This is a genomic window from Pleurocapsa minor HA4230-MV1 (assembly GCA_019359095.1).
GTDB lineage: Bacteria > Cyanobacteriota > Cyanobacteriia > Cyanobacteriales > Xenococcaceae > Waterburya > Waterburya minor.
Genome location: JAHHHZ010000035.1, coordinates 74,198 through 91,786 on the forward strand (window position 1 = coordinate 74,198; position 17,589 = coordinate 91,786).

The 17,589-nt window shown below is 39.6% G+C and carries 16 protein-coding genes; 7 read left to right on the top strand and 9 right to left on the bottom strand.

The genetic code is table 11. The annotated features are described in order from the left end of the window. Nucleotides 1-32: 32 nt before the first annotated feature. Nucleotides 33-761: a DUF3891 family protein gene (locus tag KME09_23875; protein MBW4536975.1), complete on the bottom strand. Its 729-nt coding sequence runs from the start codon at nt 759-761 to the stop codon at nt 33-35. Nucleotides 762-763: 2 nt separating this feature from the next. Continuing rightward, on the bottom strand, nt 764-1,267 hold the full coding sequence (locus tag KME09_23880; GenBank protein ID MBW4536976.1) for a GAF domain-containing protein: 504 nt from the start codon (nt 1,265-1,267) through the stop codon (nt 764-766). Nucleotides 1,268-1,792: 525 nt separating this feature from the next. On the opposite strand from KME09_23880, the gene KME09_23885 reads away from it, so the two are divergent. Next, a complete protein-coding gene (locus tag KME09_23885; GenBank protein ID MBW4536977.1) occupies nt 1,793-2,470 on the top strand; it encodes a TrkA family potassium uptake protein in 678 nt (225 codons plus the stop codon). A gap of 16 nt (nt 2,471-2,486) precedes the next feature. Beyond that, entirely contained in the window at nt 2,487-2,735 is a 249-nt protein-coding gene (locus tag KME09_23890; GenBank protein ID MBW4536978.1) for a DUF3124 domain-containing protein, read from the top strand. 7 nt (nt 2,736-2,742) lie between these two features. On the opposite strand, the gene KME09_23895 is transcribed toward KME09_23890, so the two are convergent. Then, nucleotides 2,743-4,296 carry a sodium:proton antiporter gene (locus KME09_23895; protein MBW4536979.1) on the bottom strand — a complete coding sequence of 518 codons (1,554 nt, stop codon included), beginning with the start codon at nt 4,294-4,296 and terminating at the stop codon, nt 2,743-2,745. A gap of 89 nt (nt 4,297-4,385) precedes the next feature. Between KME09_23895 and KME09_23900 the strand changes: the two genes are divergently transcribed. Continuing rightward, a complete protein-coding gene (locus tag KME09_23900; GenBank protein MBW4536980.1) occupies nt 4,386-4,586 on the top strand; it encodes an RNA 2'-phosphotransferase in 201 nt (66 codons plus the stop codon). A gap of 171 nt (nt 4,587-4,757) precedes the next feature. Here KME09_23900 and KME09_23905 read toward each other — a convergent pair whose 3' ends face one another. The 3 genes from KME09_23905 to KME09_23915 all read right to left on the bottom strand — a co-directional run bounded on the left by KME09_23905 (nt 4,758) and on the right by KME09_23915 (nt 10,207). Then, a complete protein-coding gene (locus KME09_23905; GenBank protein ID MBW4536981.1) occupies nt 4,758-7,901 on the bottom strand; it encodes an MFS transporter in 3,144 nt (1,047 codons plus the stop codon). 469 nt (nt 7,902-8,370) lie between these two features. Further along, nucleotides 8,371-8,748: a Crp/Fnr family transcriptional regulator gene (locus KME09_23910; GenBank protein ID MBW4536982.1), complete on the bottom strand. Its 378-nt coding sequence runs from the start codon at nt 8,746-8,748 to the stop codon at nt 8,371-8,373. Between the two features lie 175 nt (nt 8,749-8,923). After that, complete coding sequence (locus tag KME09_23915) at nt 8,924-10,207, bottom strand: glycosyltransferase family 2 protein (protein MBW4536983.1); 1,284 nt, start codon at nt 10,205-10,207, stop codon at nt 8,924-8,926. A 295-nt stretch (nt 10,208-10,502) separates the two neighbouring features. Here KME09_23915 and KME09_23920 point away from each other — a divergent pair, with 295 nt between their 5' ends. Both KME09_23920 and cobJ read left to right on the top strand, forming a co-directional pair. Beyond that, on the top strand, nt 10,503-11,450 hold the full coding sequence (locus KME09_23920) for a glycosyltransferase (GenBank protein ID MBW4536984.1): 948 nt from the start codon (nt 10,503-10,505) through the stop codon (nt 11,448-11,450). A 225-nt stretch (nt 11,451-11,675) separates the two neighbouring features. Then, nucleotides 11,676-13,535 (top strand): precorrin-3B C(17)-methyltransferase, encoded by a 1,860-nt coding sequence (gene cobJ / locus KME09_23925; protein ID MBW4536985.1) that lies wholly within the window; start codon nt 11,676-11,678, stop codon nt 13,533-13,535. 28 nt (nt 13,536-13,563) lie between these two features. On the opposite strand, the gene KME09_23930 is transcribed toward cobJ, so the two are convergent. Further along, nucleotides 13,564-14,094, bottom strand: a complete 531-nt coding sequence (locus KME09_23930; protein ID MBW4536986.1) for a pentapeptide repeat-containing protein — start codon at nt 14,092-14,094, stop codon at nt 13,564-13,566. Nucleotides 14,095-14,679: 585 nt separating this feature from the next. Here KME09_23930 and KME09_23935 point away from each other — a divergent pair. Beyond that, nucleotides 14,680-14,847 carry a hypothetical protein gene (locus KME09_23935; protein MBW4536987.1) on the top strand — a complete coding sequence of 56 codons (168 nt, stop codon included), beginning with the start codon at nt 14,680-14,682 and terminating at the stop codon, nt 14,845-14,847. A 22-nt stretch (nt 14,848-14,869) separates the two neighbouring features. Here KME09_23935 and KME09_23940 read toward each other — a convergent pair whose 3' ends face one another. Beyond that, nucleotides 14,870-15,943: a tocopherol cyclase family protein gene (locus KME09_23940; protein ID MBW4536988.1), complete on the bottom strand. Its 1,074-nt coding sequence runs from the start codon at nt 15,941-15,943 to the stop codon at nt 14,870-14,872. Nucleotides 15,944-16,116: 173 nt separating this feature from the next. On the opposite strand from KME09_23940, the gene KME09_23945 reads away from it, so the two are divergent. Next, the gene (locus tag KME09_23945) at nt 16,117-16,836 is read left to right on the top strand and encodes an alpha/beta hydrolase (protein MBW4536989.1); all 720 of its coding nucleotides are present in this window, start codon (nt 16,117-16,119) and stop codon (nt 16,834-16,836) included. Nucleotides 16,837-17,044: 208 nt separating this feature from the next. Here the strand turns inward: KME09_23945 and KME09_23950 are convergent, their stop codons facing one another. Continuing rightward, nucleotides 17,045-17,500 (bottom strand): hypothetical protein, encoded by a 456-nt coding sequence (locus KME09_23950; protein MBW4536990.1) that lies wholly within the window; start codon nt 17,498-17,500, stop codon nt 17,045-17,047. Nucleotides 17,501-17,589: the final 89 nt, after the last annotated feature.

Genomic DNA, 17,589 nt, shown 5'->3' on the forward strand with positions numbered 1-17,589 from the left:
TGCATCTCTGTAAGGCGATCTGATCGGGTTACCTATTTACTTTTCTCGAAGATCCACTCTTGGTATTTACGGGGTGCATTCTTTAATGCTTCTATTATTTCAGTGTTGTCTTTAAACTCAACCTGAGATAGATGAGATGTCTCTACATAAAATTTGACCTTATCTTCAGTAAAACACCAAGGAGTAACTGTGAGGGAGTTCTCATCAGACATAGCAATATAGTATTTTTGACCATCAGGCCCATCGTTTATTTCTAGCTTACGGTTATTATCGGGAATTTGCTGCTGACATAAAATTAGAGACAGGCGATCGCACCATTTCATAAACTGATAAGAAGAGTCGGCTTCTTTTTGGCTTACGCCTAATTCTTTGCACCAAACTTGTTGTAAGCGTTTCTGTTCCTTAACAAAGTCAGCAATTTCTTTTGGTTCATTGCTTTGATGTAGAAAACAAGTATGCATTGAAGTTAATAACGCTACCCATCGTCCTCGATATAACGCTGATTCGATGTGCTTGTTTAACTTTTCTACCGATGATTTCTGTTTTTCTAAGGTAAAATCTTTGGGCGCACCAGCCTCGGTTAACATATCTTCTTCCCATTCCTTTTCTAGATCGTCATGATGAGAAATAGCAGCAATAGTATCGATAATGCGTAGAGGTGAATCCGCTTGATTCCAATGTGCCGCAATTTGGGCTGCGAGTAGAGCATGGGCGCGATGGTAAATAATTTCCCAGCCGTCCGCTTTCATGTTTACAATCATCTTTATTTTCCTCCACCACTAATATTTTTTTGTACGTATTGTTGAACTAAGGGGTTCATCTGAATTACCATCGTTTCCATAAATTCTCGATTTGTTGTTGTCCACTGTCGAGGATGCTCAAACACACAGGGTTGTACAATTCCCCACAACTTTCCTTCTGCACAAAGATGAGCATGAATCAAAGCTCGATGTCCAAATTCACGAGCCTCATACTCACGGTTTACTATCTCAGGAGAAGCAGTTTCTACATCTTCTACATACACCGCAGGTTTACAATTTAAAGCTGCTGCAAACAGGGGATCTTTAGCTTCTAGATCTGTTTCTACTCTCCATTGATTACTGCTAAGGTCAGGAACTTGGGGATTACGACAATAGCAACAAGCTACCTGACCTAGACGGCTTTGAGGATCGCGAACATAAAGAAAACAGCGATCGACCTCTAAAGTATTGGCGATCGCTGTTACTAACTTGACTAAAATATTTTTGGGATCTGCTGAATTAGACAATTTTTTACTTGATAATTGAGAAAAAGAGCAAAAGCGTTACTGATTTAATAGCTAACTGCTAGAAAACCAGCGATCGCAAGTGTGGGTGCAGTGCAAAAGTTCCTTAATATTATTTTATCTATATCGATCTATAAAGTTCATATATCGAAAGTTAATGTTTTTCCCCATATAGAGTTAATATCAAGTTCGCATGATTACTTTAAATAAAGTTATTCCCTAATTCCCTAGTTCCCTAATTCCCCACTATTCAAACATTTAACTGTTCAAACGTACCTGATATAATATCTAGCTAGAAAATTTCAGTTTCAGTCTAATAAATAGTTAGATTGTGAGCGGAAGATTCTATGTCAAGGTATTTTGCAGTACTAACAATTGTACTACTGCTTGGAATGGTATTGATATCGAACTTTGCTGATGAAAAAAAAGTATAGAAGCAATGAATTTCGGGTCGGAGTGATTATAATTTCAGTTCGTCACAATTACCTGTAAAGTGAAATAAAAAGTTGAAGAGCATTTTAGACAGCTATGTACGTGCTAATTGGTGGATCGGGTTTAGTAGGACTAAGTTTAGCCCAAAAACTAGTGGAACTTAGGCATACGGTCGCCGTTGTCGATATTGATCCTAACGCTTGTCGCTATGCCCGGGAACAATTGGGGGTAATGGCTTTTGAAGGCAGCGCTGTGAAGACAGAAGTATTGTTAGAAGCGGGAATTCTTAAAGCCGATGCCGTGGCAGCCGTTCTCCGAAACGATGCTTTGAACTTAGCACTGGTGGCGCTGGCTAAAAATTACGGTGTTCCTCAAATTCTCTCTCGAATGCGCCATCGCGATTTTGCCGATCCCTTATCCTTAACAGGAGCCACTCATATCGTCAGTACTGTCGATTTAGCGGTTTCAACGATGGTTAATGCCATCGAGTATCCCCAAGTGGAATCGATGATGCACTTCGAGCAAGGACAGATAGAAGTTCTAAAACTTGCCATCCCCAACAATTGCTACGTGGTAGGTCGTAGCGTCGCCGAAATTGCCCAAGATCCGAAGTTTCCTACGGGTTCTCTTGTCATTGGCTATCAAGCTCATCCCCACGAGGATTTGACTATCCCTAACGGCAGTACAGTCCTTGAGTCCGGTTCGACCATATTGATGGTGACTAAACCCGGACTATTACATCAAGTCATTGATTTTATTGAAGGCTGTAAATAATTAGTTTTAATGAAACATAGAGCGTCCTATTGAGATCGCTGCTCTGGCTTCTGTCGATTTTTTTGTTGATACGACTGATACAAGTGGAGGTTCGGGAGCGAATTTTATTGTCGAGTGGGTCGCTCAAACAGAAGTTTCTGAACCTGCCATTGAGGCAATTATGATTGGTAGTAGTTTCCAACAAGGAATTTCTTTTATCAGTCCCGGCAGAGTCATTAAAAATCAAAATCATCGCAAACCTTCAACTTCTGTACCGGGTTTCTAAAAAAACCCTAGTCCTCCTCTAACCTTAGCAGTTGTTCGTCGATAGTTTGTAAGCGCGATCGCACAATTGTTTCTGAGAGGATTCGCTTACGCATCGCCTCGTTGAGCGCTGCTTTCTCTGCTAACAGTAAGCGGCGGCGAATTGTATCGAGTTTAGTCAACTCGTTACTTTGATTGCCAAACTCATCCGAACGATGATTATAGATCTCGCGCAATGCCTTTTCTGCCCCTGCTACTCGCACCTGATAAGCAGCTCGCATTTCTTCATAAACAGCTTTGGGCAATACTCCTGACTTCAAAAGACTGTCTAATTCATCCTGAGCTGCTTTAGCTGTCATCAACTGGGCTTGCCATTGTTCAATCTGTTGGCGAGAGCTTGAAAAGTTAGATAATTTCAGCCGCTTAACTAGCCAAGGTAAGCTTAATCCCTGTCCTACCAGGGAGAAAAGTACTGCACCAAAGACCAAAGTAATGATTTCTGCTCGTTCTGGCAGAGCGAAAGGAACGCTAAGAGCCAGTGCCATCGAAAGAGAGCCTTTAATGTTACCGAAAAACAGAACGTGCTGCCAGCGTAGGGGAATTGGACGGTCAAACCAGCGAAGCCCTGCTAAAAGTGGATAGACTGAAAAAATTCGTCCTAGTTGGTACGCGAGAACGACGAACAGAATGGATGGCAAGATCCTCCAAAGCGTTATTGGGTTAATTTCTATACCAATTAGCAGAAAAATAAAGGAATTGACCCCAAAACTGGCATATTCCCAAAAACTCAACAATGTAATTCGCTCAGAAGCGGAAGGAGTGCGAGAAATCCCAAGATTTCCGAAAATCAATCCAGCCACGACCACAGCCACAGCACCCGATACGCCGAGAAATTGTCCAACCTGAAAAGTTCCTAATGAAACTGCGACTGTGAGTAAGAGACTGCTGAGGGGATCGTCTAAACGAGTAAATATCGGTAGACTCAAGTAACCCAAGACCAATCCTACGACACTGCCTCCGAGAGCGACATACAGTAGTTCTTGAACTCCCCCTAGAAAGGTGAGCGAACCTGTTTCATATACTGTCAAAATCAGGTTAAACGAAACTAAAGCAGCAGCATCATTTAAAAGGGTTTCTCCTTCAACGATGGTGGAAAGCTTTGAGGGGACGTGGATTTCTTTAAAAACGGCAATCATGGAGACTGTATCTGTGTTTGCCAGGATTACTCCTATAAGCAGTGCGGGGATCCAAGTCAGTCCAAGCCCAAATTTTAACAGAGCAGCAATAATAGCAGAAGAAAACACCGACCCTGGACCAGCTAGCAGGGCAATTGGTTTAAATGTGCTTCGTAAACGACTGAGATCTGTATTAATAGCAGCGTCAAAGAGCAGAATTGGCAGGAGAAGATTCAAAACCAGGGAAGGATCTAAACCAATACGACGAGAAAATACCTCAGTAATCGGCAAACCTGCTAATACCAAACCCGTGACATAAGGAATTCGCAGCCATCGTGACAAAAGAGCTACGCCAGTGGCAACGAGCAAGAGAATGACGAGAATTTGAACTAAAGAAGAAACATTCATTTAAACAGATCTTATAAATCCTAAATAGGTTTTATAAAGTATAAAGGCTACTACTTTCAACTTTTCATCAATAATTTCTTGTTCTTCTGGTGTCATACTTAGTTCACAATAGTTTATATGTTCATCTTTCGGCAGAGATACAAACAACAATTAAAGTTGGTCAACGTCATGGCAAGCCAATTGTTCTCATAGTTCTTGCTCAAAAAATGCATGAGTCTGGACATCAATTTTACTTGTCAGATAAAGGCGTTTGGTTAACTCAGTCAGTTCCTATACAATTTAACTGTTAAAAATATTTTTGATGCTTACTTTATTGATATTGCTTAATCACCTATTTTTGGGGTTAGTTAATTACCAAAAAAATCCACGCTAAAATCTGAAATTAGCGTGGAAAGAAGGATTTTAATTTTTAGTTCAAAAGCAATATTCTCTTTTTTTTCCTATTTACTTCTGCAATCAATCTAATAACTAACAGCCACAAACCCAGCGATCGCACTGGCTACTAAAGAGGTGAAAGAAGCACCGAATAACCACCAAGCTGCATCGCTAACGGCTTTTCTGGTATCTTTGGCTTGTCTTTTCGCTTCTGCTTTAATAGCGCTCAGACGTTTTTGGGTTTCTTGCTGGATACGTTCAGCTTGATTCAATACGCCATCTCGTGCTTCCTCAATGCGATTAACAATCTGATTAGCTTGTTCTTCAGAAATGTCTTCGCGAGAACTTAAGACAGCAATTAGAGTATCACGATCAAATTCACCTAAGCGATCGCGCAAGGCTTCAAATCCTACTTTGGGATCGTCAAATATTTGAGCAAAGTCTTGTTTAATCCCTTCATAGTTAAGTTCGGGACGTTCTAGAGAATTGAGATAATCTCGAACCTTACCGAAAATACTGTCAAGCACAGACTGCATCTTCTGTTGAATCTGTTGAAACTGCTCTTGGATTGAGTCACGCACGGATACAATGCGAGCGACAATTTGATTGGCTTCTTCTTCGGATATGTCTTCTCGTTGAGAAAGTACCGCAACCAAAGTTTCGCGATCAAACTGAGAAAATCGTTCTAGCAAAGTACCCATTCCTGCACGGGGATCTTGCACTAAGATTTGCAGATCGCGCTTGATTCCTTCAGGATTAAGTTCTTCTTTATCAGTATTGCGCAGATAGTTTTCCAGATTGGCTTCAAAGTCCAATACCTGTTTGGTGGTTCGTTTTGCCAAACGCTGTGGCGCACGAACGATATTTTGAATTGCCTCTTCTACTTGGTCGATAGTTTGATTAACTTGCTCTTCGCTCAAGTCTTCTCGCTGGGATAGTAATTTGACTAGAGTTTCCCGATCTACTTGAGAAAGGCGATCGCGCAAGGCTAAAGCACCTTCTTTGGGATTATCGAGCAATTTAGTCAAATCTTGCTGAATTCCTTCAGGATTAAGCTCTTGTAAGTTAGTATTGCGCAGATATTCGCTAATCGAAGCGATTGTTGCTTGGGAACGTTGTTTAGCTTGCTCGGCTACCTGCTGTGGTGCTTGCAAAATACGATCTCGTACAGATTCAGCGCGATCGATAATTTGATTGATTTGTTCTTCGCTCAAATCTTCTCGCTGTGATAATAGCTGTACTAGAGTATCGCGATCAAACTGTGATACTCGCGTCTGTAAAGCTTTAAATCCTGCTTGTGGATCTTCTAGCAGCGTTTGTAATTCCCGTTCAATCGCGTCGGGATTTAGTTCTTCTTTTTGAGTATTACGCAGATAGTCTTCCACTCTTTGTCTTACTTCTTGAGCCTTGGCTTGCGTTTGCTCTTGCAATTCTCTGGCTCGATTTAAAACATTCTCGCGGGTATGCTCAAGTTGACCGACGATATTATTAGCTTCTTCTTCACTAATGTCGTCTCTTTGCTTGAGTAGTTGCACCAGAGTATCGCGATCGAATTGCGAGAAGCGTTTTTGTAGCTCTTCCAATCCTGCGTTTGGATCTTCGAGTAGAGTAGAAAAATCCTGTCCAATCGCGTCAGGATTAAGCTCTTCTTTACCAGTCGAACGGAGGTAATTTTCAATTCTGCTACGCAGATCTTGAGATGTTTCTTCACTGTCGGCATTTTGCACAGTTTCTAGAACTTCGATGCGTATTTGCTCCATGTCTTTAGCAATGTTGCCAATTCTCGATGGACTGAAATCGCCGCGTCGTTTCAGTAAATAAACAAAATACTCTTTATTGAGTTGTGACAATTGTTGGCTAACGCTTCCAGCATTGGCATTAGGATCGTAGATAACTTCTTTGAATTCATCGATCAGATTGCGATGGTTAAATTGCCAAGGCAATGAATTGAGAATGTAATCTTCTATGTCAGCTTGAATCGTCTTAGAAGATGCGACAGGAGCTATTTCTGTTACTTTTTCGCCTGCTTTATCTCTCAACTCTTGTAACTTATGAGTAATCTGCTCGACATCTACTTGTTGAGCTTTACCTTTAAGCTGTTGCAATTGGCTAGTGATTTTGTCGATATCCACATCAGAAAGGTTAACTCTCTCCATGACGGCTGGTATAGCCCTACCAACGCCTGTTTGAACAGCTTGTCTGACTATGCCATTACTTTTGCCATTGCCCGATGTTCCCGCTGCAACTAATTCTTGAATTCGTTCGTTGAGCTTTTCTGTATTCAGCTCGTCTGGGTTGGTTTCTTTGATTAAAGTAATGATTTTCTCAGTGGGATTTTGGCGATTGAGAACTTGTTGCCAAACACCTTCTAGTTGCTCGCCAACGCGGTTAAGATCTGTTTTAGACAAGTTGGTACGACTGCCTAGAAAATCTATCAAAGTCTCACGGTTGATATTGTTGAGCAAATCGCGTTGCGAAGCTATGCCCCCAGGCATATCGCCGAGAGATTCTAAATCTACATCACCTAGTAACTTTTCAAATTGAGAGCGAATTTCGGGAATATTTAATGAAGGTAATTGTAGAGAACTTAAAGAAGTCGCTAAAGTCTGATTGAGTTTTTCAGGAGTTAAACCAGAAGTTAATTCTTCACGCACGGCAGCAGTAATATCTTCAGCTGTGGCGATCGCACTTTTTCTGGCAATATTGGCACCAATCGCACCAGTTGCTGTTCCCATCAACCCTTGTAAGCCAGAGGTGGCAGTATTAACTAAAGAACCAATTAAAGAACCTACTGCCGAGGAACCCAGCCACATAATCAGCGAAAAATAGGCAGCCCAGATCACTATCCCAATAATTACACCTAGTAAGGGGCTTTCAATCAAACTCAGTTTGACTGCTAAATAGGAAGCAGCGAATAAGGCAATACTGCCAGTAATTAATGCCCAAAGCCCAATTTTTGCTTCAGTTTTACGAACTTTTCCGCCTAAAGTATCTGGTCGATCATCATCGTCATCGTCGTCATCGCTAGCTAGAATCGGAATTCCGACAGCAACTGTAAAATTAGTTAATAATAATTGAAAGGCAAATGCCATTAAGATCCCAGCCAATAATGCTACCAGGAATTTGGGGCCAGAAAAAAGAACGGAAGATTCTTCTGGCATTAAATCTCTTTCAACTATTGAATATTGCGCTAGCTTGTATAAATTAAAAACAAGTTCATTAGCAAACATAATTATTTATTTCCTCGCCTAGTTTAATTAACTCGTATCGTTTTCTTGAGGAATGCGTTAATTACTACTAGGCTAGACTTTTTCTTAACTTTGCCAGCACCTCCTAAAGTAATAAGTTTTGCTCCACCCAAAGATAGATTTATCAATGAGCAGTGAGCAGTGAACAATGAGCAATGAGCAATGAGCAATGAGCAATGAACAGTAAACAGTGAGCAGTGAACAATTGATTAACCGACACGGTAGCCCGAATGCCCTAAAGGACGAAGCGACCCTAAAGGTAAGTAGTTAGGCGGAATTAAATATAAAACCAAAAACAAGATAAATTTTAATGGTAATTAGTTATCTCTCCCTAATTCCCTAGTTCCCTAATTCCCTACCAGACTATCTTCTAATTAATCTGACCTACCTACTTATATCCGTAGGTGTACCACAAGGGCATAACATATTCGTGATAGACACCGTTGTGTTGTTAACTACTGACGGATTCTCTTAAACGACGAAGGCGATCGCTATAACTACGCATTATTTCTAAAGCAAACATGGGAGTTTGTTGTACAGCAAAAAGAAAGTTTTTGCGTTCCATAATGGCTAACTTGCAATCGGTTTTGGCGATCGCTGTGGAAGCGCGTTTACTATCGATATGAACTAATGCTCCCTCGCCAAAGATATCACCATGATAGATGGTCTCTAATACTTGTCCATTAACTGAAATTTCTACTTCTCCTTCTAGGATGCCATACATAACACTTCCTGCATCTCCCAAGGTAAATATCACATCTCCAGCACAAACATTGTGAGGCTCAGGAGATGTTTGAAAAATTTCTACAGTTTTGACTGGTGATAACACTTAATTTAACCTCTACTAATAATATTTTTAATTATGCTGCTCACTATGTAACAAGTATATTACTAAGCTTTTAAGCCAACACGATCTTGAGTAAATATTAGATTAACAGATGATTAAGGCAAAATTATCAACTTAAGTACTAAAAATATACAATGGAGCAACTTAACAGCAAAATTCAATGATTATTGGGCAAATCTCTCTCGGTTTTTAACCATCTGCTTTGAGGTTTGACTAAAAAATTGAGATAGATGGGAATTTTACCCAAAATATAGAAGGGAATGGCAATTAAATTTTTTAGAGGCAGATCGGCACGTCCAAACTTGCTCCATGCTAACAATACACCTGTAAGTAATAACCCTCCAGCAATAGTAACAATAACTGCGGGAAAGCTAGAGACAGACGTACCGAGGGCAACTAACCAAAACCCGATCATACTTGCCATCCAAATCATTACCAGTAACGACAAAGGAGGAATCAAAATATCTAACGCTAGTCCTAAAGCAGCCAAATTCTTGGTCTTAATAAATGCCTTCAGTAGCCGAGGTACTTCTACTCCGATCATTTCTAAGTGTCCGTGTTCCCAGCGCGATCGCTGACTTTGAGCGTCTTTATCTTTCATCAGACGACCCATAACCAAAGCATGTTCACAAAATACTGGAGTAGAACCAGCCAAAGCCAAGTCAACCGTTAGCTGCATATCATCGGTAGTTTTGCTACCTGCTAAAGAAACTTGTCCTAAAGGATTTCCTAAAGGATTAGCTGGCGCGTCAGCTATCGCGTCATTAATCAGTGACCAAGGAAACGCCATGCCCGAACCTGTTAGAAGGCTATGCCAACCTAGGCGATTTAAACCCAATAAGCGTACTTGATTTTTTACTTTAATCGAGAACATTGAGACTCGATCTTTCAGGCTAGGATTATCTGGCTGCTCCATTAAATAGGTCGCCTGTACTGGTCTACCTGTAGCGATCGCTTTACTGGTAATATTTTTAATCGTATCGGGTTTAACAATACAGTCTCCATCAAGAATAACTAATACTTCAGGATCAATATTGTTTTTCAACATATATTTAATTGCATAATCTAAAGCATATCCCTTACCCCGATCTGTTTTATGCTCGCGTTCTAATACCTCTACTTTCGTAGCTCTAGCTAATTCAGCAGTATCATCATGACAGTTATCAGCAATGACAATTACTCGATCTTGTTCGGTTAACTGAGTTTGCAAAACCTGAATAACATTAACAATTTGTTCTGCTTCATTATGAGCAGGAATTAAAATTGTGGTTCTGGGTCGTGATGCGATCGCTGACCCTTGAGGATTAACATTTTCTGGGTTAAAGCTAGGAAAAGTTGAAACAAATGCTGCTAAACATTCGACAAAAAACATCAAACAGGGAATTAAGACCATAATTCCGAGCGTCAAAAAAATTAAGTCAACTATAGTATTAAATTCCATCTCAATAATTTCAATAATTTCAAATCGTGGTTATTTAGTAACACTATACTAGCCATTCATAGTATCTACGATTTTTCGGTTTTTGCTAATAGAGCCATGATTTTTCTTGGCTAAGAGAAAAATTGTGCTAAATTTTACTAGAAGTATCTAGTCTTATTGCCGATCTGCTTCACTATAATGCCAATTACTAATTATCTCTAAAAGTCAGTAAAACTATCTAATAAAATATTTAATTAACTTGAGAGTTAGTAAAACTATGGTTGAAATTATTATTGCAATTAGAATCTAAATTAATATGCTTATTTCTATCTGTATTATTACTTTTAAGCGACCTGAAGGCTTGAAAAGACTGCTTAAGGCGATCAATAATTTAACTTTTACCAGAATAGATTGTCCTGCGATTGAAGTAATAGTTGTAGACAATGACACGGAAAATGTGGCAGAACAAGTTTGTCAATCTATGGAAGCAGATTTTCTTTGGTCTTTAAAATACTCCACACAGCCACAAAGAGGTATTACTTATGCTCGCAATAAATGTCTTAGTTTGGCTAGTAAATCAGCAGATTTTGTGGCAATTATTGATGATGATGAAACTCCAGAAGCATCTTGGCTAGAAGAATTATTGCTAGCGCAAAAAAAATATGCGGCGGATGTCGTAACAGGGCCAATTGTTCCCCGCTTTTTAGAAGACGATGTTCCCAGTTGGATTAAAAAAGGAGGTTTGTTTGAGACTGCTCGTTATCAGACTGGAACAATACGCCATGTTGCATTTACCAATAATGTCATGGTCAAGGGTGAAATCATTCGTCAGTATGAACCTGTATTTGACAACCGTTTTGCGATGACAGGAGGGGAAGATTCACATTTCTTTTTAAGTTTAAATGAAGCTGGTTATAAGATTGTTTGGGCAGATGAAGCGATCGCTTATGAGTGGGTTCCTGCTTCTCGGACTAATTTAAACTGGATTCTCAATCGAGGATTTCGGACTTGGGGTACTCATAGTTTAGTCGAAAAAGAGCTATATCCTTCGTTCCAGGTTCGGTTAGTCAGGATGATTAAAGGATTGGGTTTGATTTTATTGGGTATTTTAAGCTTTATTCCCGCTTCAGTGATGGGTAAAGCAGCAGTTGCTAAAGCTTTACTATTTATCTATCGTGGTGCAGGAACTTTCGCTGGTTTGCTTGGGGTAGATTATGAAGAATACAAGACAGTTCATACTGATTTAGGCATTACTAAGCAGTAGTAGTCTGTCAAAAATTGCAAATTTATAATTACAGCGAATTTCAGTTGGATAGAACCCATTACCCATTACCCATTACCCATTACCCATTACCCATTACCCATTACCCATTACCCATTACCCATTACTTCGATAAATTAATGTGTCTACTCAATTGAAAACTGCTGTAAGTGAGAAGATTTGCGGTAAATTTATTGATGTCTATTCGCTTCTAATCAGGATAATATCTTGAACAATTCTTGTTTTGAACAGTTTGCCCCCATTGCTGCGATCGCAACTAATCAACAAGCAGCACAAGTAATTACCAGCTTAACTCAAGACCCAAATGTTACCCTGTGGTTGCCTAGTTCGTTAGAATTTTCAGGCAATGCTCAACACTATGATAGTTCTCTGAAAGAGCATCTGGCTCTCATTTGGCAGCAACATCAAGCTTTTGTGTTCTGTTTGGCTGCTGGTGCAGTTGTACGGTTAATTGCCCCCCTTTTGCAACATAAGGCTCAAGATCCTGCGGTGGTGGTAATAGATGCTCAAGGAAATTATGTTATTAGTCTTTGTAGTGGACATCAAGGTAAGGCAGATCTTCTGGCTCAGGCGATCGCAGCTCAAATTGGCGCAACTGCCATCATTACGGGAGCATCTTATAGTCTATCCTTACCAGCGATCGATACTCTGGGGTTTATCTACGGCTGGCGCAAAGGAGAGGGTAATTGGACAGAAGTAACCGCAGCAATTGCCAAACAAGAGAGAATAGAGGTAATTCAAGAAGCTGGTTCAATGTTGTGGCAAGAACATTTACCTCAACAGCATCCTTTTTATTTTGGGTTTATCGATACTCAAGCAGAAGCTAAACCTCAAGCACGAGTTTGGATTAGTCCGACTAAAAGAAAAATTGCGACTAAAAATGATTTTCCTCAACTTCAGTGGCATCCTAAAGTATTGTGGATTGGTCTTGGTTGTGAGCGAAATACCTCTCGCGAGTTAATTGAGCAAGCAATTAATGAAACCTGTCAGACTTATCACTTGGCGACTGAAGCGATCGCGGGAATAGTCAGTATTGATTTAAAAGCCGATGAGACGGGAATTGTGGAAGTATGTCAAAGACGCAATTTGATTTTTAAAACTTTTACAGCGGAACAATTAAATCAGGTAAATGTGCCGACACCTTCGGAAGTAGTTAAAGAAGAAGTGGGAACCCCTAGCGTAGCGGAAGCTGCTGCTATTTTAGCAGGCAAAAACTTATTGGTATCCAAACAAATTTTCAAATCAGATGATCGATCGGGAGCAGTTACCGTAGCGATCGCTCAAGCCGATCGAGAATATATTGGACGAATAGGAAAATTATATCTAGTCGGAATTGGCCCTGGTAATTTAAATCAAATTACTCCTGCTGCTAAAACTGCCATCACGGAAGCGGATGTTGTAATTGGCTATCAACTCTATATCGATCTAATTGCAGCTTTAAAACGCCCAGGACAGATAGTTGAATCTTCCCCCATTACCCAAGAGCAACAGCGAGCAAAACGAGCTATTGAACTCGCTCAGTGGGGTTTAACCGTCGCCGTGGTTTCCTCTGGAGACTGTGGTATTTATGGTATGGCAGGTTTAGTCTTAGAAGAATTACAGGCAAATGGCTGGAATGGCATATCTCCCCAAGTAAAAGTCTTTCCTGGTATTTCTGCGCTACAATCGGCAGCATCAAGGGTAGGCGCACCTTTAATGCACGATTTTTGTGCCATCAGCCTCAGTGATTTATTAACTCCTTGGTCGATGATTCAAAAACGGCTTACCGCAGCAGCCAGTGGTGATTTTATTACGGCTCTATATAATCCGCGATCGCAAACTCGCACCCAACAAATCGTTACCGCCCAAGAAATTTTTGCCCAACACCGTCAAGCAGATACTCCAGTAGCGATCGTCCATGGGGCATATCGGGATGACGAACAGGTAATTTTAACTACCATCGAGAAAATGCTAGAGCAACCGATAGATATGCTCACTACCGTCATTATCGGCAATACTACTACCCGTAACCATGCTGAATGGATGATTACTCCTAGAGGATATCTGGGTTTTGAGTCAGAAAATTAATTGCTAAAAAAATTGCTAACAATGATTCCTAACCTGACCAACTAACCCAATTATGAGATGTATTCTCCTGCTTTCTGGGAGATCCTCCCCAATTTATATTACTTAAAATTGCTCCTTCCATTTCGGCTACAGAAATATCAGTACCCGCTAGTTTTGCCTCGCTCAAGTTAGCATTGGTTAAATCTGCTCCCCCAAGATCGACATCGGTTAAATTAGCATTACTCAAATCTGCTCCACTTAAGTTTGCACAACGTAAGTCTGCTCCACTCAAATCTGCTCCTTGGAGATCGGCATTTTCTAAATCTGCACCAATTAAATTTACTTCTGATAAATTTGCACCGACTAAACTAGCGCCTATCAAACTAACATTAGTTAAATTAGCCTGTTGTAAACAAGCACCGCTCAAATCCGCATCGTTTAAGTCCGCATCACTAAGATCTGCTTGAGTTAAATTAATCCTAGTTAGATCGGCTGCTTCAAGATGAACAGAATGTAGGCTTGCACCTTGAAAATCTAAAATACCATATCGATATTGGCGAAGTAACTGTGTCGCTTTCATAGTCATTTTTCTCCTGTAGTTGCTCATTTAACAGCTAGCTGGGATCACCAAAATAATTACTCAAGTTATCTGTTAAATAAAATTGAAGATTTTATCTCTAGGTAAACTAATCAGGCTTATCAATTAATAAGTTTAAAAAACTAACAAGAATTTAGAGTTATTTCTTCATACCCAAAGATTGTACAAACAAAACTTGAGGAACTTGTGAGGAAAATAGTAGACCAAGGCTCAAATAAAACAATTAAATCAAATAGATATGATATTGCGATCGCTCTTAAAATTCATGGCGATTTTAGCAATAAGATCATTGGTTAATTAATCGGCAATAAAAGCAGACTTAAGGAATGCGATCGCATATTAAGTGGCTAGGCGGAATTAAATTTAAAACCAAAAACAAGATAGATTTTAATGGTAATTAGTTATCTCTCGCTAATTCCCTAATTCTCTAACAGACTATCTTCTAATTAATTTGACCTACCTACTTATTCTAGCGGATCGAAATCACAATCAAGATTGTAATCTTTAGCTATGCTGTAGCGACAACCAATTTTAAAGATTCTATCAAGTTATTATCAAGATTTAATTATGAGTCACTTAACTATTAAACAATATTGTCAGCTAGAAAGTTTAAAAACCGATCTTCATCTTAAATCTGGCTACAAGTGTCAAGAACAGTTTCAAGAAAACTTTACAGTGATTAAAGTTACCGACTCTCAAGGAAATATGCTACAAGAATTAATCGTCGTACTTTAAGTTAATTAAGTTAAAATATTGCTCATTTTCGATTACTTGCCACCCAAGTCTCTTCCCAAGGTGTGCCACCTATTTCCAAACCAGCCTGATTGCTATAGGCTTCAACAATAGTTCTACCCAGGCAATCATACAGGGATAAGCTCAGTTTTGCTTGAGTGGTATCTCGGCAATTAAACACTAAACCTTTTGCCGTTGGAGTACGGACATAAGTACCAGATAAATTTGTTTCTCCTTTTAAAACTACTTTATATTGTTTAGACTGCGCCGACTTTCCCTGTAGTCGCCATTCTCCCCAAGGCTTTATTTGCCAGCTTACTTGAGAATTCCAGGGAGCAAATTCATAAAATTTTCCTTGATAATGAATGCCGATCAAAGCAACTTCTTCTTGCCACCACAATACTTGTCTAATTCCGCCTCCCGCAGTTAATGCTAAGTCACTTTCATCATGAAAACTATTGCAGTTGAGCCAAAACCATTTTTGAGGAAAAGAGCTACCCCAGTTTTTCTCACTATAGGCTGGTGCATTAGCAAACTGATACCGTTGACCGCGCCATTCAATTGAACCTGTTGCTAAACCGTGCGCCATCGTAATTTGCCATCCTGGTTCAAATATCGGTACAGAAGACAATAACCCAGCAGATGATTGTTGAGGCTGCTGAGAGTTTCCCCAGCCGTATACAGGCTTGATTTGATATTCCCAGCGACAATATTCGTCTCGTACAGGATCATAAATACTTCCCTGATTAAGATTTGCCGTTGCTTGATATCCTTCTACAATGTAGGTATTGAATTCTCTAGGCGATAAAAGTTTTGCTTGAGTTTCTAGATTTGTTTTACCCCAATGACCAAAAATTAAATTATGCTTGTCGGCAAAAAACTTTTGAACATTCGGCAAAATACGACAGAGGTAAGCTTCATTAATACCGATTATTTGTACTGCACCACCACTATTAGGCCGATCACCCAGTGGATCTTGAATTGAATACATAAAAGCAAAGGTTTGTTCGATCTCTGGTAAAGTCAAACGGAAATACCAGCCTTCAAAATAGCTAAGAGTACTTTGATTGCCGTGATAGCCACTATGAGGTGTTTTCATATCATTCTGTCAGCACAGCCACAGTTTTTTCTGGTTGTTTAAATTTATAATGATTGAGATCTTAGCGAGATTCTTGAACAATAGCTCAATCTTGTGATTTTACATTTCCCCTACTAATTATTGCAGTCGAGCAATTTAAAAAGGCTAATTGATTAGCAATAAACTTATTTATCGTGAGCATTAGCAAGATCCAGAAAAATTCTCAACCAACAATTAACGAAAAATTAGAAAATTCTCTCAAAGATATTTACTGTATTAGCGGTTTGGGTGCAGATGAACGAGTCTTTCAAAAGCTAAAATTCAAAGGGTATCAGCCAATACATATTAGGTGGTTAGAACCAAAAAAAGGAGAAAGCATTAAGGACTATACAGAACGCTTAACTCATCAAATAAAAGCGAAAAAACCAATCCTAATTGGCTTATCTTTTGGGGGTATTATTGCTGTTGAAATGTCTAAGCAGATTGCGATTGAAAAAATAATTTTAATCTCTAGTACTAAAAATCGCCAGGAAATACCTTTTTATTTCAAGATGTTTCGTTGGTTACCAATTTATTTACTTTTACCAGCAAAATTTCTGCTTTGGATGGCAAAATTGATTGCTAGCTGGTTTTTTAGCCTAAAAACTATTGATGAACGTAAACTATTAAAAGCTATCTTGTTTGATACTAATGCTCGCTTTGTCAAATGGGCAATTCATCAAATTGTCACTTGGAATAATGAATTAATTCCCGAGAATACTTATCATATTCATGGTGAAAGCGATCGCGTTTTTCCCTATCAATTTGTTCATGAAGATTTTAATATTAAACATGGTGGACATTTGATGATTATGAGTCAGGCTGAATATATTTCTAATTTAATTCAAAAAATTATTGATTTAGATAATAAATAAAATGTAAGCTCACTTTAGTTTATTGTCTTACTTTACCAAGCTTAAAAGAGTCTCCCTAATCATTGCAGAAAGATTAAACTAAGCCACCTCGTCACCGAGGCGACTCGTCTTCAGAACCGTACGTGAGGTAGGATAGGCTGCCAGCGAGTTATCTTAGTAGATACTTTTCCAACAACCCTCCTCCAAACTACGCATGACCGTTTCCGTATCACGTAGCTTTCCAGTAATCTTTACGCTTGGGGGATTGACCATCATAGCGTCCATATTGGATGTTGTGGTGGCAGTTACGGCAAACCACCAGAGTTTTACGTCGGCGCGCCGACATTTTCTTCATCCATTCTGGGCGTGGCTTACGTCCTTTTTGCTCTAAGTCAGCTAACTTGCGGATGTGGTGAACTTCAATATTCTCCTGACTTCCACAAAGCTCGCATTTTTGGGCTAAAAGACGTTGAACTACTTCACTACGTCCATTCCATTGGCGAGATTGTTGCCGATCATCTATTGCCACCCATTTATTCCACTTCAAAGAAACACCACCAAAATGTGTAATGAGCGGTGTTTGGTCATCTCGTTTTCTCACTACTTGTAAGACTTTAAAAGTCCCTTCAGCAGTCGAAATGGTTGCTTTATAGAACCCATTTGAGATCTTAGGAAGAGGCTGCAAGCCTCTTAATCATCAATCTAATAAAACCCTAAAGGACTAGTCCTAAAGGATTAGCTCGCAAGCTCGCGTCCTTCGCGTCGCAGAGGTTG

Bases quoted from the DNA above. Each gene is read 5' to 3' on its own strand.
- KME09_23875 (MBW4536975.1), bottom strand. From the start codon at position 761: ATGATTGTAAACATGAAAGCGGACGGCTGGGAAATTATTTACCATCGC.
- KME09_23930 (MBW4536986.1), bottom strand. From the start codon at position 14,094: ATGAAAGCGACACAGTTACTTCGCCAATATCGATATGGTATTTTAGAT.
- KME09_23940 (MBW4536988.1), bottom strand. From the start codon at position 15,943: ATGAAAACACCTCATAGTGGCTATCACGGCAATCAAAGTACTCTTAGC.
- KME09_23905 (MBW4536981.1), bottom strand. From the start codon at position 7,901: ATGTTTGCTAATGAACTTGTTTTTAATTTATACAAGCTAGCGCAATAT.
- KME09_23920 (MBW4536984.1), top strand. From the start codon at position 10,503: ATGCTTATTTCTATCTGTATTATTACTTTTAAGCGACCTGAAGGCTTG.
- KME09_23885 (MBW4536977.1), top strand. From the start codon at position 1,793: ATGTACGTGCTAATTGGTGGATCGGGTTTAGTAGGACTAAGTTTAGCC.
- KME09_23935 (MBW4536987.1), top strand. From the start codon at position 14,680: ATGAGTCACTTAACTATTAAACAATATTGTCAGCTAGAAAGTTTAAAA.
- KME09_23895 (MBW4536979.1), bottom strand. From the start codon at position 4,296: ATGAATGTTTCTTCTTTAGTTCAAATTCTCGTCATTCTCTTGCTCGTT.
- KME09_23915 (MBW4536983.1), bottom strand. From the start codon at position 10,207: ATGGAATTTAATACTATAGTTGACTTAATTTTTTTGACGCTCGGAATT.